The sequence below is a fragment of the Flavobacteriales bacterium genome, from assembly GCA_030584065.1.
Taxonomy (GTDB): Bacteria; Bacteroidota; Bacteroidia; order Flavobacteriales_F; family PHOS-HE28; genus PHOS-HE28.
In genome coordinates this window covers 1152984-1168391 of sequence record CP129489.1, presented here as the reverse complement: position 1 = coordinate 1168391, position 15408 = coordinate 1152984, and the positions used below count along the sequence as shown (strand labels likewise).

Annotated in this window: 16 protein-coding genes, 1 tRNA gene and 1 pseudogene; 6 read left to right on the top strand and 12 right to left on the bottom strand. The window is 64.7% G+C overall.

Annotation, left to right across the window (positions count from 1 at the left end; genetic code table 11):
* Positions 1 to 19: 19 nt before the first annotated feature.
* From QY325_05210 to QY325_05190, 5 genes are read right to left on the bottom strand one after another with little or no spacing between them, the layout of a single operon-like run.
* Positions 20 to 1240 carry a bifunctional 3,4-dihydroxy-2-butanone-4-phosphate synthase/GTP cyclohydrolase II gene (locus QY325_05210; protein WKZ67321.1) on the bottom strand — a complete coding sequence of 407 codons (1221 nt, stop codon included), beginning with the start codon at positions 1238 to 1240 and terminating at the stop codon, positions 20 to 22.
* Between the two features lie 56 nt (positions 1241 to 1296).
* A complete protein-coding gene (locus tag QY325_05205; GenBank protein WKZ67320.1) occupies positions 1297 to 2481 on the bottom strand; it encodes a glycosyltransferase in 1185 nt (394 codons plus the stop codon).
* On the bottom strand, positions 2478 to 3683 hold the full coding sequence (locus tag QY325_05200; GenBank protein ID WKZ67319.1) for a glycosyltransferase family 4 protein: 1206 nt from the start codon (positions 3681 to 3683) through the stop codon (positions 2478 to 2480). The genes QY325_05205 and QY325_05200 overlap by 4 nt, the downstream gene beginning before the upstream one ends.
* Entirely contained in the window at positions 3658 to 5109 is a 1452-nt protein-coding gene (locus tag QY325_05195) for an LptF/LptG family permease (protein WKZ67318.1), read from the bottom strand. The genes QY325_05200 and QY325_05195 overlap by 26 nt, the downstream gene beginning before the upstream one ends.
* 34 nt (positions 5110 to 5143) lie before the next feature.
* A complete protein-coding gene (locus QY325_05190) occupies positions 5144 to 5743 on the bottom strand; it encodes an START-like domain-containing protein (GenBank protein WKZ67317.1) in 600 nt (199 codons plus the stop codon).
* 420 nt (positions 5744 to 6163) lie between these two features.
* Here QY325_05190 and QY325_05185 point away from each other — a divergent pair.
* From QY325_05185 to QY325_05165, 5 genes are all read left to right on the top strand, one after another.
* Positions 6164 to 6237: transfer RNA gene (locus tag QY325_05185), tRNA-Met, on the top strand.
* Positions 6238 to 6282: 45 nt separating this feature from the next.
* Entirely contained in the window at positions 6283 to 6696 is a 414-nt protein-coding gene (locus QY325_05180; GenBank protein ID WKZ67316.1) for a DUF4440 domain-containing protein, read from the top strand.
* A 9-nt stretch (positions 6697 to 6705) separates the two neighbouring features.
* The gene (locus QY325_05175; GenBank protein WKZ67315.1) at positions 6706 to 7341 is read left to right on the top strand and encodes a rhomboid family intramembrane serine protease; all 636 of its coding nucleotides are present in this window, start codon (positions 6706 to 6708) and stop codon (positions 7339 to 7341) included.
* Complete coding sequence (locus tag QY325_05170) at positions 7338 to 7844, top strand: HAD family hydrolase (protein WKZ67314.1); 507 nt, start codon at positions 7338 to 7340, stop codon at positions 7842 to 7844. Before QY325_05175 ends, QY325_05170 begins: the two co-directional genes overlap by 4 nt.
* On the top strand, positions 7841 to 8683 hold the full coding sequence (locus tag QY325_05165; protein WKZ67313.1) for an aminotransferase class IV: 843 nt from the start codon (positions 7841 to 7843) through the stop codon (positions 8681 to 8683). Before QY325_05170 ends, QY325_05165 begins: the two co-directional genes overlap by 4 nt.
* On the opposite strand, the gene QY325_05160 is transcribed toward QY325_05165, so the two are convergent.
* Positions 8676 to 9260: a YqgE/AlgH family protein gene (locus QY325_05160; GenBank protein WKZ67312.1), complete on the bottom strand. Its 585-nt coding sequence runs from the start codon at positions 9258 to 9260 to the stop codon at positions 8676 to 8678. The two genes, QY325_05165 and QY325_05160, sit on opposite strands and share 8 nt — an antisense overlap.
* 100 nt (positions 9261 to 9360) lie before the next feature.
* Between QY325_05160 and pdxH the strand changes: the two genes are divergently transcribed.
* On the top strand, positions 9361 to 10005 hold the full coding sequence (gene pdxH, locus QY325_05155; protein WKZ67311.1) for a pyridoxamine 5'-phosphate oxidase: 645 nt from the start codon (positions 9361 to 9363) through the stop codon (positions 10003 to 10005).
* A gap of 190 nt (positions 10006 to 10195) precedes the next feature.
* On the opposite strand, the pseudogene QY325_05150 reads toward pdxH, so the two are convergent.
* From QY325_05150 to QY325_05125, 6 genes and pseudogenes are all read right to left on the bottom strand, one after another.
* Positions 10196 to 10276, bottom strand: a pseudogene (locus QY325_05150) (30S ribosomal protein THX).
* Between the two features lie 123 nt (positions 10277 to 10399).
* A complete protein-coding gene (locus QY325_05145) occupies positions 10400 to 11077 on the bottom strand; it encodes an RNA methyltransferase (GenBank protein ID WKZ67310.1) in 678 nt (225 codons plus the stop codon).
* 71 nt (positions 11078 to 11148) lie between these two features.
* Complete coding sequence (locus tag QY325_05140) at positions 11149 to 11469, bottom strand: HU family DNA-binding protein (GenBank protein ID WKZ67955.1); 321 nt, start codon at positions 11467 to 11469, stop codon at positions 11149 to 11151.
* 538 nt (positions 11470 to 12007) lie between these two features.
* Entirely contained in the window at positions 12008 to 12976 is a 969-nt protein-coding gene (gene fmt / locus QY325_05135) for a methionyl-tRNA formyltransferase (GenBank protein WKZ67309.1), read from the bottom strand.
* A complete protein-coding gene (locus QY325_05130) occupies positions 12961 to 13560 on the bottom strand; it encodes a DNA-3-methyladenine glycosylase (protein WKZ67308.1) in 600 nt (199 codons plus the stop codon). Before QY325_05130 ends, fmt begins: the two co-directional genes overlap by 16 nt.
* On the bottom strand, positions 13557 to 15395 hold the full coding sequence (locus QY325_05125) for an ATP-dependent DNA helicase RecQ (protein ID WKZ67307.1): 1839 nt from the start codon (positions 15393 to 15395) through the stop codon (positions 13557 to 13559). The genes QY325_05130 and QY325_05125 overlap by 4 nt, the downstream gene beginning before the upstream one ends.
* Positions 15396 to 15408 lie beyond the last annotated feature (13 nt).

Below are 15408 nucleotides of genomic sequence, written 5' to 3'. Positions count from 1 at the left end.
CGTTGCCGGCGCTGCGGGCCTATGGTTGGCCGCCGAGCCTGAGGCTGTGCCCCAGCTTCTCTTTCTTGGTGCGCAGGTAGCGTTCGTTGTGGGCGTTCGGTGCGATCTCGATGGGAACATTCTCGACGATCTCGAGTCCATATCCCACCAGGCCGGTGCGCTTCCTCGGATTGTTGGTGAGCAGCCGCATCTTGCGAACGCCGAGGTCGTGGAGGATCTGGGCGCCCACGCCGTAATCCCGTGCATCCATGTCGAAACCGAGCATCAGGTTCGCCTCTACGGTGTCGGCGCCCTGCTCCTGCAGCTTGTAGGCCTTCAGCTTGTTCAGCAGCCCGATGCCGCGCCCTTCCTGCTGCATGTACACGATCACGCCCTTGCCGGCCTCGTCGATCATCTCCATGGCCTTGTGCAGCTGCGGTCCGCAGTCGCAGCGGCAGCTCCCGAAGATGTCGCCCGTTACGCAGCTGCTGTGCACGCGGACAAGCACCGGTTCACCGGTGGCCCAAGTGCCCTTCACCAGGGCCAGGTGCTCCTCCCCGGTGGTGGTCTGCCGATAGGCGATCAGGTCGAAGTCGCCGTAAGCGGTGGGCAGCTTCACATCCACCTGCCGTTCCACCAAGCGCTCCGTCCGCATGCGGTAGGCCACCAGGGCTTCGATGCTGATGAGCCTGAGGCTGAAGCGCTTCGCGATCTCGCGCAGCTCGGGCAGCCGGGCCATGCTGCCGTCCTCATTCATGATTTCCACGATCAGACCCGCCGGCTCGAACCCGGCCAGCCTGGCAAGGTCTACCGCGGCCTCCGTATGGCCGGTTCGCCGCAGCACGCCGCCCTTCCGTGCCTTGAGCGGGAAGATGTGGCCGGGCCGGGCGAAGTCACCGGCCTTCATGGCGGGGTCGATCAGCGCCAGCATAGTCTTGCTGCGATCGCTGGCGCTGATGCCGGTGGTGGTGCCATGCCCTTTCAGGTCGACGCTCACTGTGAAGGGTGTCTCGTGAAGCGCCGTGTTGTCCCGCACCATCAGCTCGAGCCCCAGTTCATCGCACCGCTCCTCGGTGAGCGGGGCGCAGATGAGTCCGCGACCATGGGTAGCCATGAAGTTGATCATCTCCGGGGTGGCATTGCGGGCCGCGGTTACGAAGTCGCCTTCGTTCTCGCGGTCTTCGTCGTCCACCACGATGATGGCCTTCCCGGCCCGGAGGTCAGCGATGGCGTCCTCGATGGAGTCGAATTGGGGGCTCATGGGGGCTTCCGGCACGGATGCGGCCGATGGCGCAAAGGTAGGGGCGCTGCGCAGGGCTAAGGGGCCGAGGGTGTGCGTGCGATAAGGGCATCGAGCGCCTCGGCGCTTCTGTCCCAGTCGAAATGGGCCCTCACGAAGGCGTATCCGTTGGCCGCGATCCGCTCGCGCTCGTGGTCATCGCTGAGCAGCCGTAGGATGAGCGCCGCGTACTCCTCAGGGGTGTCGCCGATGAGGATGGCCTCGCCGGCGGGCGCTCCAACGGCGTTGTTCGCCAAGGCGCTGGTGATGCAGGGAACGCGCATGGCCATGGCCTCCAGCAACTTGTTCTGCAGGCCGGTCCCGATCTGCATCGGCGCCACGAAGAGTCGCGCGGCGGCGTAAGAGCTGCGGATATCCTTCACCCAGCCGGTGACCGCGATGCGGTGATCGGTGCGGGCAAGCTCGCGCACGCTGGCGCTGGGGTCCACGCCGCTGATCAGCAATGTCGCTCCGGGGCGCTCGCGCCGTACGATCGGCAGCACCTTGTGCACCAGGTAGAGCACACTGTCGATGTTGGGCGGGTAGTTCATATTGCCCGTGAATAGCAGGTCGTACCGGGGTGCTTCGGATTGGGGCATGAAATGGGCGGTGTCCACCCCGTTGGGGACCACCGCCATCCGGTTCCGCAACGGATGATAGATGTAGTCGCGGTCCTGGGAGCTGATGATGACGGCATTGTCGAACTGGTCGAGCATGAGGTTCTCGTAGCGGATGAGGCGCCGGGTCTCCAGCCTGAAGATGGGCTTCAGGTAGAAGGGGGCCGTTTCCGTGCGCCGCTCCATTCCCTTGCTCAGCGTGTCCATGTAATCGAGCGTCTTGTGCAGGCCATAGCGCCGGCGGACGTATTCGGTGGTGCGCACCAGCTGGCACAGCACATGGTCGGGCCGGATGCGGTCGATGGCTTCGTCGATCCGGCGCTGCGCATGACGGTGGTAGAAGTACACCACCTGCACCGGCAGGCGGGTGAACACGGCGGTGATGAGCTTCATCACGACCCGCCAGCGCGGGATGCGGATGACCTCGATGCTGGCGCAGATTCCGGCCAGGTGATCGATATGGGCCTGCACCGTCCGCATGTCGCTGAGGCATACGAGGTGGACCTCATGGCGCCGGGCGAGCCGGGCGATCAGGTGATAGGCCCTGAGCTTGTCCCCCTTCTCCAAGGGATAGGGCACGCGGGAGAGGAGCACAAGGAGCCTCATCCTTTCAGCAGGAGCTTGTAGAAGGCCTCCAGTTCCTGCACGATAGGGGCGTCCGAATAGGAACGTTCGATCAACCGCCGCGCGGCAGTACCCAGTGCCGATGCCTGGGCGGGGTCTCCATGCAGGGCGATCATCTGGTCCGCGAAGGCGGTGGCCGTACTGGCCAGCAGGATGTCCTTGCCATGGGTGCAGGAGATGCCCTCCGCGCCGATGGGGGTGGAGATGACGGCCTTGCCCATGGCCATGCCCTCCACGATCTTCACCCGCATCCCGCCGGCGCTGAAAAGCGGCACCACCATTACTTGCCGGCGCCGCATGTAGGCCACCGCGTTCTTCACGCGTCCCTTCACCTCAACGCCGGGCAATTCGCGCTGGATAAGGTCTGCGGGCATCCTGTTCCCCGCGAGGTCGAGCCGGGCATCCGGGCGCTTCCGAAGCACCTTGGGCCAGACCGAGTCCAAGAGCCACCGGATGCCCTCCTCATTCGGCAGCCAGTCCATGCTGCCCAAGTGGAAGAAGACCGGCGGCTTGCCTTCCGGGTGCGGGTCCGCAGGGTACTCCTCCGGGTCCACGCCGAAGGGTATGGTCGCGATTGGCGTGTGCGTGCCATGCGCAGCGAAGTGCTCGGCATCGCTGGGGCTGATCGCTGCAACGCCATCCACCCGGTCGAGCACGTCCATCTCGTAGCGCTGCAGCTGCCTTGCGAGGAACCTCCTGTAGGGCCGCTTCAAGGGGTTCCGTTCGCCTTGCGCGATGCGGTCCTGGATGACGTACTCGAGGTTGTGCGACCGCAGGACGATGCGGGCCTTGGAGTAGCGGCGCAGCGTGGGGATGTACGGTGTCATGAACAGGCTCTCCAACTGCACCACGTCGAACTGCTCCTCGGTGAGCAGTCGGATAAGCCTGATGTCCATGTCCGGGGAGAAGAAGCGGCTGATGTTGTAGTTGTCGGCCGTTACCAGGTCCGTGAAGGCATCCACGATATTCAGGCTCGTATCCACGTACACGCCCTCCATCCGTGTTGCGGAGGCCAGGTCGCCCGGGACCTCCGAGGGGTCAAGCCCGTGCTTCGGTGTGGTGATGCACAAGACCTTCACCACATGGCCCGCGCGAAGCAGCCCACGCGTGAGGTTGTGCATGGCCTTGCTACCGCCATCGATGGGCGGCCATGGAGGCTTATTGCACAGCTGGAGGATGCGCATGTCGGCGCCAAATGGAGCGCACGCGCTCCCAGCCGCGATAATACGCATCACGGTCGAGGAGGGGGCTGTCCATCGCAGCCTTCCAGGTGATGAAGAGGCCGACGGGCAGCAGCACCAGGATGCCCATCCACATGCCGGCCCATGCCGTGATCCCGCCTGCGATGACCAGCTTCTCCATAGCGAAGGAGACGATGTGGAAGACGAGGAAGAAGACGATGGCCAGCACCACGGGCAGCCCCATGCCGCCGCGCCGGATGATGGCGCCGAGCGGTGCGCCGATCAGGAAGAAGACCATGCAGGCGGCCGCGAGCATCGGCTTGCGGTGCCACTCCGCTGCGAAGCGGGCCACCTGCTCCCGGCGGCCATCCAGTTCCGCGGCGCTGCGTTCGCAGTAGCCGGCATTGTTGCGCGCCATGTTCATGGCCAGGTCGAAGAGCTCTTGGCGCGCCGGAGGGGGCCGCGAGGCGATCCACCGGGTCATGCCCACGTAGGCGGTGGTGTCGCGCTTGAGCGCCGGGTGGCTGCCCCGAAGCAGGAAGAGGCTGTTCCTCAAGTGCGCCTGCTGCTCGTTCCGCCGGAGCGCAGCCTGCACACGCAGGCTGTCCTCCCCTTGCTGCAGCTGGTCGAGCGCGAGCATCTTGTAGTTGTCCTTGAAAAGGTCCTCGTCCGTTCGGCGGAGCCCAAGGCCGCTCAGGTCCATGGTGATGACATCCTTGGCGAAGGTGCCACGCATCATGGGACGATAGCCCTCCCGTTCACCGCCCGGGCCGCCCTCGTCGTAGAACCGGCCGTCCTCCAGGGTGAGCAGCAGGAACAAGCCGTCCGCGCTCCGCTGCATGGTACCCTGCCTAGCCCGGATCACCGTTCCATTGCCGCGACGCTGGTCCCGGTGGTCGTAGATGAGCACGTCGGAAAGCCGGCCCGTGTCGGGGTCCTTGTCCATCACACGGATCGCGAAGCCCTCGATGCCGTTGTAGAAGACGCCCGGGGTGATGCTGAGCGCAGGCTTCTTCTCGCGCAGGTCCCAGAGGAGCGATTGGAACTTGAGGTTGGCCCGGGGAAGCGCATGATTGCTGAACAGGAGCGAGCCTATCGCGAGGAACGCCGTGAAGGCGATCAAAGGGTGAAGGATGCGGCCGAGCCCGAGGCCCGCCGATCGCATGGGCACCAGCTCCGAGTTCTCGCCCAGCCCGCCCATGGTCATCAGGGAGGAGAGCAGGATGGCGAGGGGGAGAGCCAGCGGCACGAAGCTCGCGCCAGCATAGGTGAGGAGCTCGAGCATCACGTGCCACTCCAGCCCCTTGCCCATCAAGTCATCCACATACTTCCAGAGGAACTGCATCACCAGGATGAACACCACGATGAGGAAGGTCACCGCCAACGGGCCCAGGAAGGCCCGGATGATCATCGCATGCAGCTTCTTCATTCGCCGACCGGGCAAAGGTCGGTCGCCTGGCGCCTCAGGCGCCCAGGACGCGCACGAGATTGGCGATCTGCGACGCCCAGAGGTTGCGGGTGGCCTCTACCTCATTAGGCCAGGCATGGTCCGTGACGATCAGCGCCACTTCATTGGTCATGGCATCGATCCGGATCCGTAATTCGAAGAATGCCGCGTGGTCATCGTCGTCATTGCGATGGAAGCGGATCACTTCAGGGGCTTTCCTGCCGATGAGCGTGACGGCCTCCTCCTCGCCGTTCCAGATGAAGACGTATTGGTCTCCGCGCACGTTGACATCGTCGCAGTACCATTCACTGAATCCGCTGGGGGTGGAGATGAGCTCGTAGAGGACGTTCGGTGCGCTGTTCACCTGGAACTCCATCACCACGCGCTCCTTTGCCGCCCTGCGCTCTGCGGGCCTCGGCTGTGCTCCAGTGCGGGGAGGGGCAGGCTTCTGGGCGATTGCCGCCGGTTTGGGGGCTGCCTGTGCCGGCGCGGCCTGCGACGGCTTGGCCTTGGGTCGCTGAGCCGCGGCAGTGGGACGGGGTGGGGGGGGCAGCGCTTTGGCCGAGGGTGTGCGCCCCTTCGCAGCAGCAGACGCATTCTTCTTGGCTGGGGCCATGCGCTTCGGTTTGGCAGGAGCCGCGCTCCCGCGCTTCGCAACCGGGTTCGCGGCGCGCACCGGTTTCTTCGCTGCAGCCTTGGGGGGCTGCTTGGCCTTGGTTGGCTTCTTTACCGTGGCTCCGCCCTTCCCGACGGGTTTCGGCTTCTTGGATGCCGGTTTGGGTCTGGGCTTGGCCGATGCACTGCGGGGACCGGCCTTCGCTTTCGGTTTCGCAGGAACCGCCTTCTTGTTCCGAGCCGGCTTGCGCACCGGCTTCCTGGGGGCGGTCTTCTTCTTCTGAGCCATGAGGAATAAGGGAGAGGTAGGGTTGCGGCTAAAGGTAGAGAGATCGATTTCCTCTGCAAGCAGGCCATGGACACGATGCCTTTAGGAGATGATTATATTTGCCGCCCCTTGGCGGAAGCCTTTGGGGAGCATGGCGCGGTAGCTCAGCTGGTTAGAGCGCATGATTCATAATCCTGAGGTCGGGAGTTCAAGTCTCCCCCGCGCTACGAAGGCCACCGTTACGGGTGGCCTTTTTCGTTTCCTTCGCTGCCATGCGTCGTTGGTTGATGCTCCCCTTGATCGCAGCCTGTTCCGCTCCGCACGGTGCCGCGGATGAACAGGCCATACGCCAGGCCATGGTGGAGCAGGAGGCGGCATGGGACCGGGGCGACATTGACGCCTTCATGGCGGCCTATTCCGATACGGTCTGCTTCCGTAGCCCTAAACGGCTTACCTGCGGAAGGGACCGGGTGACGTCTGACTACCGCCGGGCTTACCCGGACAAGGCCTCCATGGGAGACCTGGGCTTCGGCATCGCTGAGGTGGTCCCTGCTGGCGGCCATCATGCCTGGGTCACGGGCACATGGACGCTGCACCGGGAGGCGGATACCCTCCGGGGGGGATTCGCGCTGCTCTGGGTCCGCACGGCCCAGGGATGGCGCATCGCCAGGGACTTCACCTATTGAACCGTCGCCGTGCTGGAGACGCTTTTCATCCTGAGCCCTGTCACCCTTACGGCGATTGTCCTGTCGGTGGCCCTGTCCTTGGCCGCTTTCGCTGATTCCCGGCTCTTCAACGATCTGTTATTCGAGCCCTTCGTCATCAAGGCACGCGGCCAGTGGCACCGATTCCTCACCCACGCTTTCATCCACGCCAATGGCCCGCACCTCCTGGTGAACATGCTCGTGCTCTTCATGTTCGGCCATGACCTGGAGCCGAGGCTTGCCCAACTCACGGCTGCGCCTCCGGCCCTGCCGTTCGCGGCGCTCTACGCGGGCGGCATCCTGTTCTCCTCGCTGCCCGCCTATGGGCGGCATCTCCGCGATCCGAACTATAGGGCCGTTGGAGCGAGCGGTGCGGTCTCCGCGGTGCTCTTCGCCTACATCCTGATGACCCCCACCAATCGAATCGCCTTGTTCTTGCTCCCGATGGAGTTACCGGCCTGGGCCTTCGGTCTCCTGTACCTCGCCTACTCATGGTACATGGATAAGCGAGCCGACGACAACGTGGCGCACGATGCGCACTTCTATGGCGCCCTCTTCGGTGTGGCCTTCATGATCGTCGTGGAGCCGGCTTTGGTGCCTTGGTTCTTCAATCAGGTCCTACCATGAGCGAACGGGGTTCCTGCCGTGCCCTCTTCCTTGATCGCGATGGCGTGCTCAACCGCGAGCGCGGTCAGCATACCTGGAGGCTGGAGGATTTCGAGGTGCTGCCGGATGTGGCGGATGTGCTGCGGCAGGCGGCAGCGCAGGGCTACCTCCTGGTGGTCATCACCAATCAAAGCGGGGTCGGCCTGGGTCTGTACGGCATCTCAGAGGTGAACGTCGTGCACGACCACCTCGTGGCCCATCTGGCGGCGGAGGGCGTGTTCCTTGCGGATATCCTGTTCTGCCCGCACCATCCCTCCAAGGGCCGCTGCCTTTGCAGGAAGCCCGGGTCCCTCCTGCTGGAGCGCGCCATCGCCCGCCATGGCATCGACCCGCAGGACTCACTCATGGTGGGCGACCGCGAGCGTGACATGGAGGCCGCTGCCGGTGCCGGTGTGCGCGGGGTGCTGATGGAGCCCAACGGGTCTTTGCGGCTCGCCCTGAAGAACGAACTTCGCACCCGATGAGCGCTTGGGTAGACCACAATGGCACGCTGTTCCCGGCGGATGAGCCGGTACTGCGGCTGGACAATCGCGCCTTCCATTTCGGCGATGGCCTCTTCGAGAGCATCCGTGTGGTGGGCGGCAGGGCCTGCTTCCTGGATGCGCATTGGGCCCGCCTCACCACGGGTGCCGAGCTGCTGCGCATAACGCTCCCTGACGGATTCGACCGCCAGCGTTTCGGTGAAGCCATTGCTGCGGTGGTCGAGCGTTCGGGCATCAGCAGCGGCCGAGCGCGGTTCACCCTCTACCGCGGCGGGGGCGGCTACTACAGGCCGGAGCAGGACGCCGGCCGGTACGCCATCGAACTGAATGCGCTGCCCGATCCGCACCATGTGCTCAACCCCACCGGTCTGCAGGTCGACATCTGGCCGGAGATACGGAAACCGGTGAATGAGCTTTCGAGGCACAAGACCCTCAACTGCCAGTACTATATCATGGCGGCGCTGTGGGCCAGGGCCCGTGGCCTCGATGACTGCCTCCTGCAGAACGACCGTGGCAACATCATCGAAAGCAGTGCGGGCAACCTCTTCATCGTCAGCAACGGGGTGCTCTACACCCCCTCGCTCACCGATGGCTGCATCGGTGGCGTGATGCGCGCCCAGGTCATCAACCTGGCGCTGGCCAATGGTGTGAAGGTGTACGAGTGCTCCCTGAATCCGCAGAACCTGCTCGCTGCTGATGAGCTGTTCTTCACCAATGCCATCCAAGGCATTCGATGGGTGGGTGGCTACCGCACGAAGCGCTACGCGCACAAGCTCTCGGGAATGCTCACCGGGCTGATCGTATCATCGACGCTCAGTTGAGCGAGGGGTCCTCGGGGAAATCTGCGAGCGGGGCGAACGCCCGCCCCATGGAGCGGAGCGTGTTCCGCCAGAGCTCATCCACGGCCGGCGACATCACGCTCCGTTTGCTGGCCGGGGCGACCAGCCATGAGCGGTCATCCAGTTCCTTCCTCAGCTGGTCCGGGCCCCAGCCGCTGTAGCCCACGAAGAAGCGCACGTGCCGGGAAAGCCGCGGGTCGGTGGCCAGGACGGACCGCAGCTGCTCGTAGTCGCCACCCATGTGAACCCCATCGACCACCTCTACGCTACCGGGTATGTGCGCCCCCAAGGTGTGCAGGTAGTAGAGTTCCCCGCTCTGCACGGGCCCGCCGATGCCCACCTGCGAGGCGATAGGCGGCAGGTCCTGCATGAGGTCGTTCACCGTCAGGTCCATCCGCCGGTTCAGCACGAAGCCGAATGAGCCTTCCGCACTGTGGTCGCATAGCAGTACCACGGTCCTGCGGAAGTAAGGGTCCGGCAGGTAAGGCTCGCTCACCAGCAGCCTGCCGCGCGCTGGCTGGTGGCGATTCTCCGGCTGGAAGTCGAGCAGGTCTGGCATGCGGTGCTGAAGGTAGCAGCCCATTGGTTGCTGTGGCAAGGGGCATTTACCGATGAGGGCGGCGTTCCGGCGGATAACTTGCGCGCTCGAAGTTCCACTCATGAGCCAGGAAAGGCACTTGCACCATAGGATCGAGTACGGCCGCGCATCGCTCACGGAGGAGGCGGCGGGCATGGACCCCATCGCGCTCTTCGCGCGCTGGATGGATGATGCCGAGGCGGACGGCGTGCCTGAGCATCATGCCATGACGCTCGCCACGATGGGATCACTGACCATCAGCTGCCGTGTGGTGCTGCTCCGTTCGTTCGACGCGCGCGGCTTCGTCTTCTACACCAACCACAATAGCCGGAAAGCGATGGACCTTGAGCGCGACCCGCGCGCCGCGCTCTCCTTCTTCTGGCCCCAGCAGGAGCGGCAGGTCCGCATCGAGGGCCGTGCCGAACCGGTTGGCCCCGGGGAGAGCGATGCCTATTTCGCATCACGCCCCCGCGATAGCAAGATCGGCGCCTGGAGCAGCGACCAGAGCCGTCCGGTGCCCGATCGCCAATCCTTGGAGGATCGCTACGGTCGGTGGGCGGAACGGTTCAAGGATGCCGAGGTGCCCAGGCCTTTGCATTGGGGCGGATACCGGGTGCGGCCCGTGCGGATCGAGTTCTGGCAGGGCAGGCCCAACCGCCTGCATGACCGGATCGCCTTCGAGCAGCTCAGCACAGGCGAATGGCTGCGCGTGAGGCTGCAGCCCTGAGTCACTTGAATGAAGAAGGCCCCTGTCGCCAGGGGCCTTGGCTTCATGGGCGATGGCCCGGTCAGTCCTTCTTGGCTGCCTTCTTGGGCGCGGCCTTCTTGGCAGCTGCCTTCTTGGGCGCGGCCTTCTTGGCGGCTGCCTTCTTGGGCGCCGCTTTCTTGCCGGCGGCCTTGCGCGCCGCACGCAGCGCATTGCGCTTGCTGGGGCGGGTCTTGCCTGCGCTGCCTAGGCGGCGCTTGCCCTTCTTGGTCTTCTTGTCGCCTTTACCCATGGTCGGATGAGTTGTTGATGTGCCGCGAAGCTACCGGGCCGCCGCCTACCTCTCGGCCTTAGGCTTGCCCATTGTCAACCCGCATGTGTCGAAAAGGGCCCGTTCCCCCGGGAGGCGAGGCCGTCAGCCTGCTGCTCCTTCCGCCTTTATGCGCTCCTCCAGGTGGGCGGCGCTATGTACCACTTTGCGCGCCCAGGAGAGCTTGAGGCGGGCAAGCTCAACCTCGCTCAAACGCCAATCGATGGCTGATGTGCGGAGGCGTTCCATCACCGTGTACAGGGTGATGGCGGCCGACACGGAGATGTTGTAGCTCTCCGTGAAACCGTACATGGGGATGCGTAGCGTGAGGTCCGATTGCGCGATCAGGGCATCGCTGGCCCCGGTGAGTTCCGTGCCGAAGCAGAAGGCGAGCGGCCGGTCCAGCGGTATGGTGTGAGGAGTGACATGGTCCGCGTGCGGCGATGTGGTGACGACGGCGTATCCAAGTGCCTTCAGATGGGCGATGCAGCGGGCGGTGTTGTCGTCTTGGCCGCGCCACCGGTGCATATCCACCCACTTCGATGAACCAAGCGTCACGTCCGGGTTCACGGTGTACTTGTTCCTGTTCTCGATGATGTGAAGATCCTGGACCCCGAGCAGGTCACAGGTCCGCACCACCGCGCTGGCATTGTGCGCCTGGTAGATATCCTCGAGCACGCAGGTGACATGGCGTGTGCGCAGCGGCGCGATGCGTTCGAAGAGCGCCCGCTTGTTGTCGGTGATGAACGCGCAGAGCCGGTCATAGAGCTGCTGGTCGGTCATGGTTGAGTGATGAGCCGCAAAGAAAAGCCCCCCGCCGAGGCGAGGGGCTTTCCGAGGATCGCAAGGGGTGCTTACTTCACCTTGTTGGAGAGGTCGGCGCCGGCCTTGAACTTAACCACCTTCTTGGCAGCGATCTTGATCTCCTTGCCCGTTTGGGGGTTGCGGCCCTTGCGAGCTGCGCGCTTGGAGATGCTGAAGGTGCCGAAGCCCACGAGGGCCACGCGCTCGCCCTTCTTCAGGGCCTTGGTGGTGTTGTTCACGAAGGCATCCAACGCGCGCTTGGCATCGGCCTTGGAGATCTTCGCTTCGTTCGCGATGCTCTCGATCAGTTCAGCTTTGTTCAGACCCATGGTGTTTTGTGTTTGAGTTGTGGTTTGAGAACTCGCGGACAAATGTATCCGCAGACCCGCGTCTGTCAAGGGTTTCCGGCGGTCCGCTCTATGAATGTTGAAAAAACAGGGGGTTTGTTCATAACTGCTCCTGGAAGCCGCCCCCAGCAAGGGTTTCCGGAGGTCGTGCCTCGTCGGAGTCCGGATGCATGAAGGCTTGGGCCGATTCCTGGTAAGGAAACGGGGCCCGTCCTCTGAGCCTGGCATCGGCATGCTGCGCATGCACAGAATCATGTCGGGGTGTCGGCACGCCGTCAGTCACGCACCCGGCATCGTGCTGCGCCGCATAGTGCGACCATGCAGCTGGGATGTCGCGGTTGCAGCCGGCCAGTCCCACGGTGCGCACTGCGGATGCCTATGGAGGGCCCTGTCCAGGATGGTGGGGATGGGCAGGGGCATTGGGGTGCGACACCCGCAGCGACTGGGTCGTGAGGTCGATGCACGCTGGAGCCGCGAATCACCGGAGATGCACCGCTGCACGATGCTGCCGTGGGAGTTGGGCACAGCCACGGGGGAGAGGATGACGCTGGCTCCTGGCCGATCAAAGGCAGCAGGCACCTTCCAGGTGCCCGGCACCGCGCAGGAACTCCGCTGCGGTCATCCTTCGCTTCCCCTCGGGTTGAACATCGAGGGCTTCAAGGCATCCGTCGCGGCAATGGATCAGTAGCCTGCCTTCCGGGGCGTGGACCGATCCGGGGGGGCGAACCGGCACGGTTGCATCGGCCGGGCGCCCCGCCAGGACTTTGAAGTGGATGGTCCTCCCATCGCCGAACCGCAACTGTGTCCATGCACCAGGGTGCGGTGAAAGTCCGCGGATCTGGTCATGCACCTTGGCGGCCGCTTCAGTCCAATCAATGCGGCAGCCCTCGGAGGAGAGCTTGGGTGCGGTCGGCAGCGGCAAGGTCCCGGCGGTCTGGGGACGGCTGCTGTGCGTTCCGCGGAGCACGTGCTGAATGGTGCGCACCAGCAATGCTGCTCCTGCCGTCATCAGGCGGTCATGCAGTTGACCGGCATTCTCCTCGGGCCCGATCTCCACCTGCACCTGGTCGATGATGTCACCGGTATCGACCTCCTCGCGGATGAAGAAGGTGGTGGCGCCGGTGATGCGCTCTCCGTTGATGATGGCCCAATTGATGGGAGCAGCCCCGCGATAGGAAGGGAGCAGGGAGGCGTGAAGGTTGATCGTTCCGAGCCTGGGCCGCTGCCAGACCGCCGCCGGAAGCATCCGGAAGGCCACCACTACGAACAGGTCCGCCGCATAGCCGTCGAGAGCCTCCAAGAAGACAGGGTCGCGAAGCTTCTCCGGCTGGAGCACCGGCAGGCCATGCTCGATCGCATAGCGCTTGACCGCACTCATTCGTAATTGCCTGCCACGGCCCGCCGGCCTGTCGGGTGCCGTGACCACTGCTGATACGCGGATGCCCGCACGCAGCAGCGCATCGAGGCTGCCCACCGCGAATTCGGGCGTGCCCATGAAGATGATGCGCTTCTGCGCTAAGGAATCCTCCATGATTGGAGGTGCGAAGGTGGGATGCGGAACCGGTAGGGGAGCATGGCATCCTCCCCCGCGTAATCAACGCCCACCCGTGGACTGGATTGGATTCCCTTGCGCGCGATGCGGAAGCCATGGTCCTCTAGGCTGATGGGGCCGGTGCAGAGGTCGAGTCCTGTGTGCCGGGTGGTGATGCCCAAGGCCGTGGTGAGCAATGCTGGCCCTCCGGTGCGCAAGGGGCTCCCGCCCCTACGCCGCTGCATCTGGTCCACGCCCTCGAATGGCGCCACTGCTCTGATGAGGACGGCGTGCGGCACACCGCTACGATGGGTGACCACGTTGAACAGGTGATGCATCCCATAGCACAGGTAGACGTAGGCGTGTCCGCCCTCGAGGTACATCGCTCTCGTCCGTTCTGTAATCCGGTTGCCGAAGGCATGGGAGGCACGGTCCGTCGCACCCGCATAGGCCTCCGTCTCGATGATGATTCCGCTGGTGCGCACGCCTTGGAATTCCGTTGCCAGCACCTTGCCCAGCAGGTCCTGGGCGATGCGCACCACATCGGCGCGCAGGAAGAAGGCCCGCGGCAGGCGTGAGCTCATGGTCGCAAGCCATTGCGCTCATCCTCGTCGTACCGCTCGGCTTCGACATCGCGATCGTAGGCAGCCAATGGCTCGGCGGCGCGATCGTCGTTGCGGAGGCCGCGGCGGCGGGTATCTGCTACGCACGCATCGCAGCGCCCGCAGGGCTGCGGGGACGGCTCATCGAAATAGGTGAGCAGCCTGACCATCCGGCACCCCTCGCTGCCGCGCACATAGGCCAGCATCGCTTGCAGCCGTTGCTCGGCACGCTCCTGCCGGAGGCGGAGGGCTTGCGGGTCGAGCGTCAGCCGATCGGCATCCAGCCGCGGCGCGAGCAAGGTGGCGGATGGCGCATCCGAGCGCTTCCTGTAGGAGAGGATGCCCATCCGCTCGAGCTCTTCGAGGCCTCGCTCCACGCGCTCCGGTACCATCCCGGTGAGGCGCCCGATGCGCGCCTCATCGATGATCGCGGCCTCCTCGAAGAGGCCGCCATGCAGTCGGAGCAGCGCCTCCACCAGCGGTCCCAGCCGAACGTCTTGCAAGCGGAGGCGATAGACGTCTGCCGGCGCAGCCCGCATCAAGACCCGCGAAGGGGAGTGAGCGCCGTCGCTCAGCGCCAGCAATCCGCTCAGCTCGATCGCCTTCAGGGCGTTCAGCACCACCGCAGGCCGGAGTTTCGTGCGTGCTGCGAGAGCCGTGAGGTCGATTTCGTATGATTCCCCGAGGCCAGAGCCCAATGCGATCCCGTGCAGGTCGGCGACAGCCTGATAGGTGCGGCGAACCTCGGGCAGCGTGGGGTAGCTGCCGCGCAGCCGCTCCCATGCGCGGTCCTCATCTCCAGGACCCGTGAGGAGAAAGGCATAAGCCGTTCGCCCATCGCGCCCGCCCCGCCCCGCCTCCTGGTAGTAGCTCTCCAGGTCAGGGGGCGGTTCGAGGTGAATCACGCTGCGCACGTCGGCTTTGTCGATGCCCATGCCGAAGGCATTGGTGGCGACCACGCAGCGCACGGCGCCGGCCGTCCAATCCTGCTGGATTGCATCGCGCTCGCGGGGCGGTAGCCCTGCGTGGTACGCCACGGCCGAATGCCCTTGCTGCTGCAGGAACCGTGCGATGCGCACGGTCCCCTTTCGGTCGCGCATGTAGACGATGGAACTGCCTTCCACATGATCGAGGATGCGCAAGAGCCGGCCCATGCGGTCCTCGCCACGGCTCACCCAGAGCACCAGCTCAGGCCGTGCGAAGGAGCCCCTGATCAGGTTCCTGGGGGGGATGCCGAGCCGGTCCATGATATCTCGCGCCACCTCGGCCGTGGCGGTTGCTGTAAGGGCGATCACCGGCACGCCTGGAACCGCTTCGCGCAACTCGGCCACTTGCAGGTAGGCGGGCCTGAAGTCATAGCCCCATTGCGAGATGCAGTGCGCCTCATCCACCGCTATCAGCCCCAAGGGGAGTCGCTTCAACCGAGCCTTGAAGACCTCGGTCCCCAAGCGCTCGGGCGAAACGTAGAGGAAGTCCAGCTTCCCATTGGCTGCGGCTTCCAAGGTGTTGTCGATCTCGGCCCAGCGCATGCCGGATGAGATCTGCCGCGCATTCACCCCGCGCCTGCGAAGCCCCTCCACCTGGTCCTTCATCAGTGCGATCAAGGGGGAGACGACGAGGCATAGCCGGCCCATGGCCAAGGCGGGCACCTGGTAGCATAGGCTCTTGCCTCCGCCGGTTGGCAGGAGCGCGAGCGTGTCATTCCCGCTGAGCACGGACCGGATGATGGACTCCTGCGCCGGCCTGAATCCAGCATAGCCCCAATGGCGCTGAAGGACGTCATGGGGCCGGAAACGAATAGGCAGGACAGCTGACATCTGTTAACAACAC

Bases quoted from the DNA above. Each gene is read 5' to 3' on its own strand.
- QY325_05130 (WKZ67308.1), bottom strand. From the start codon at position 13,560: ATGAGCTCACGCCTGCCGCGGGCCTTCTTCCTGCGCGCCGATGTGGTG.
- QY325_05200 (WKZ67319.1), bottom strand. From the start codon at position 3,683: ATGCGCATCCTCCAGCTGTGCAATAAGCCTCCATGGCCGCCCATCGAT.
- QY325_05205 (WKZ67320.1), bottom strand. From the start codon at position 2,481: ATGAGGCTCCTTGTGCTCCTCTCCCGCGTGCCCTATCCCTTGGAGAAG.
- QY325_05165 (WKZ67313.1), top strand. From the start codon at position 7,841: ATGAGCGCTTGGGTAGACCACAATGGCACGCTGTTCCCGGCGGATGAG.
- fmt (WKZ67309.1), bottom strand. From the start codon at position 12,976: ATGGAGGATTCCTTAGCGCAGAAGCGCATCATCTTCATGGGCACGCCC.
- QY325_05160 (WKZ67312.1), bottom strand. From the start codon at position 9,260: ATGCCAGACCTGCTCGACTTCCAGCCGGAGAATCGCCACCAGCCAGCG.
- QY325_05125 (WKZ67307.1), bottom strand. From the start codon at position 15,395: ATGTCAGCTGTCCTGCCTATTCGTTTCCGGCCCCATGACGTCCTTCAG.
- QY325_05145 (WKZ67310.1), bottom strand. From the start codon at position 11,077: ATGACCGACCAGCAGCTCTATGACCGGCTCTGCGCGTTCATCACCGAC.
- QY325_05195 (WKZ67318.1), bottom strand. From the start codon at position 5,109: ATGAAGAAGCTGCATGCGATGATCATCCGGGCCTTCCTGGGCCCGTTG.
- QY325_05170 (WKZ67314.1), top strand. From the start codon at position 7,338: ATGAGCGAACGGGGTTCCTGCCGTGCCCTCTTCCTTGATCGCGATGGC.
- QY325_05190 (WKZ67317.1), bottom strand. From the start codon at position 5,743: ATGGCCCCAGCCAAGAAGAATGCGTCTGCTGCTGCGAAGGGGCGCACA.
- pdxH (WKZ67311.1), top strand. From the start codon at position 9,361: ATGAGCCAGGAAAGGCACTTGCACCATAGGATCGAGTACGGCCGCGCA.
- QY325_05180 (WKZ67316.1), top strand. From the start codon at position 6,283: ATGCGTCGTTGGTTGATGCTCCCCTTGATCGCAGCCTGTTCCGCTCCG.
- QY325_05210 (WKZ67321.1), bottom strand. From the start codon at position 1,240: ATGAGCCCCCAATTCGACTCCATCGAGGACGCCATCGCTGACCTCCGG.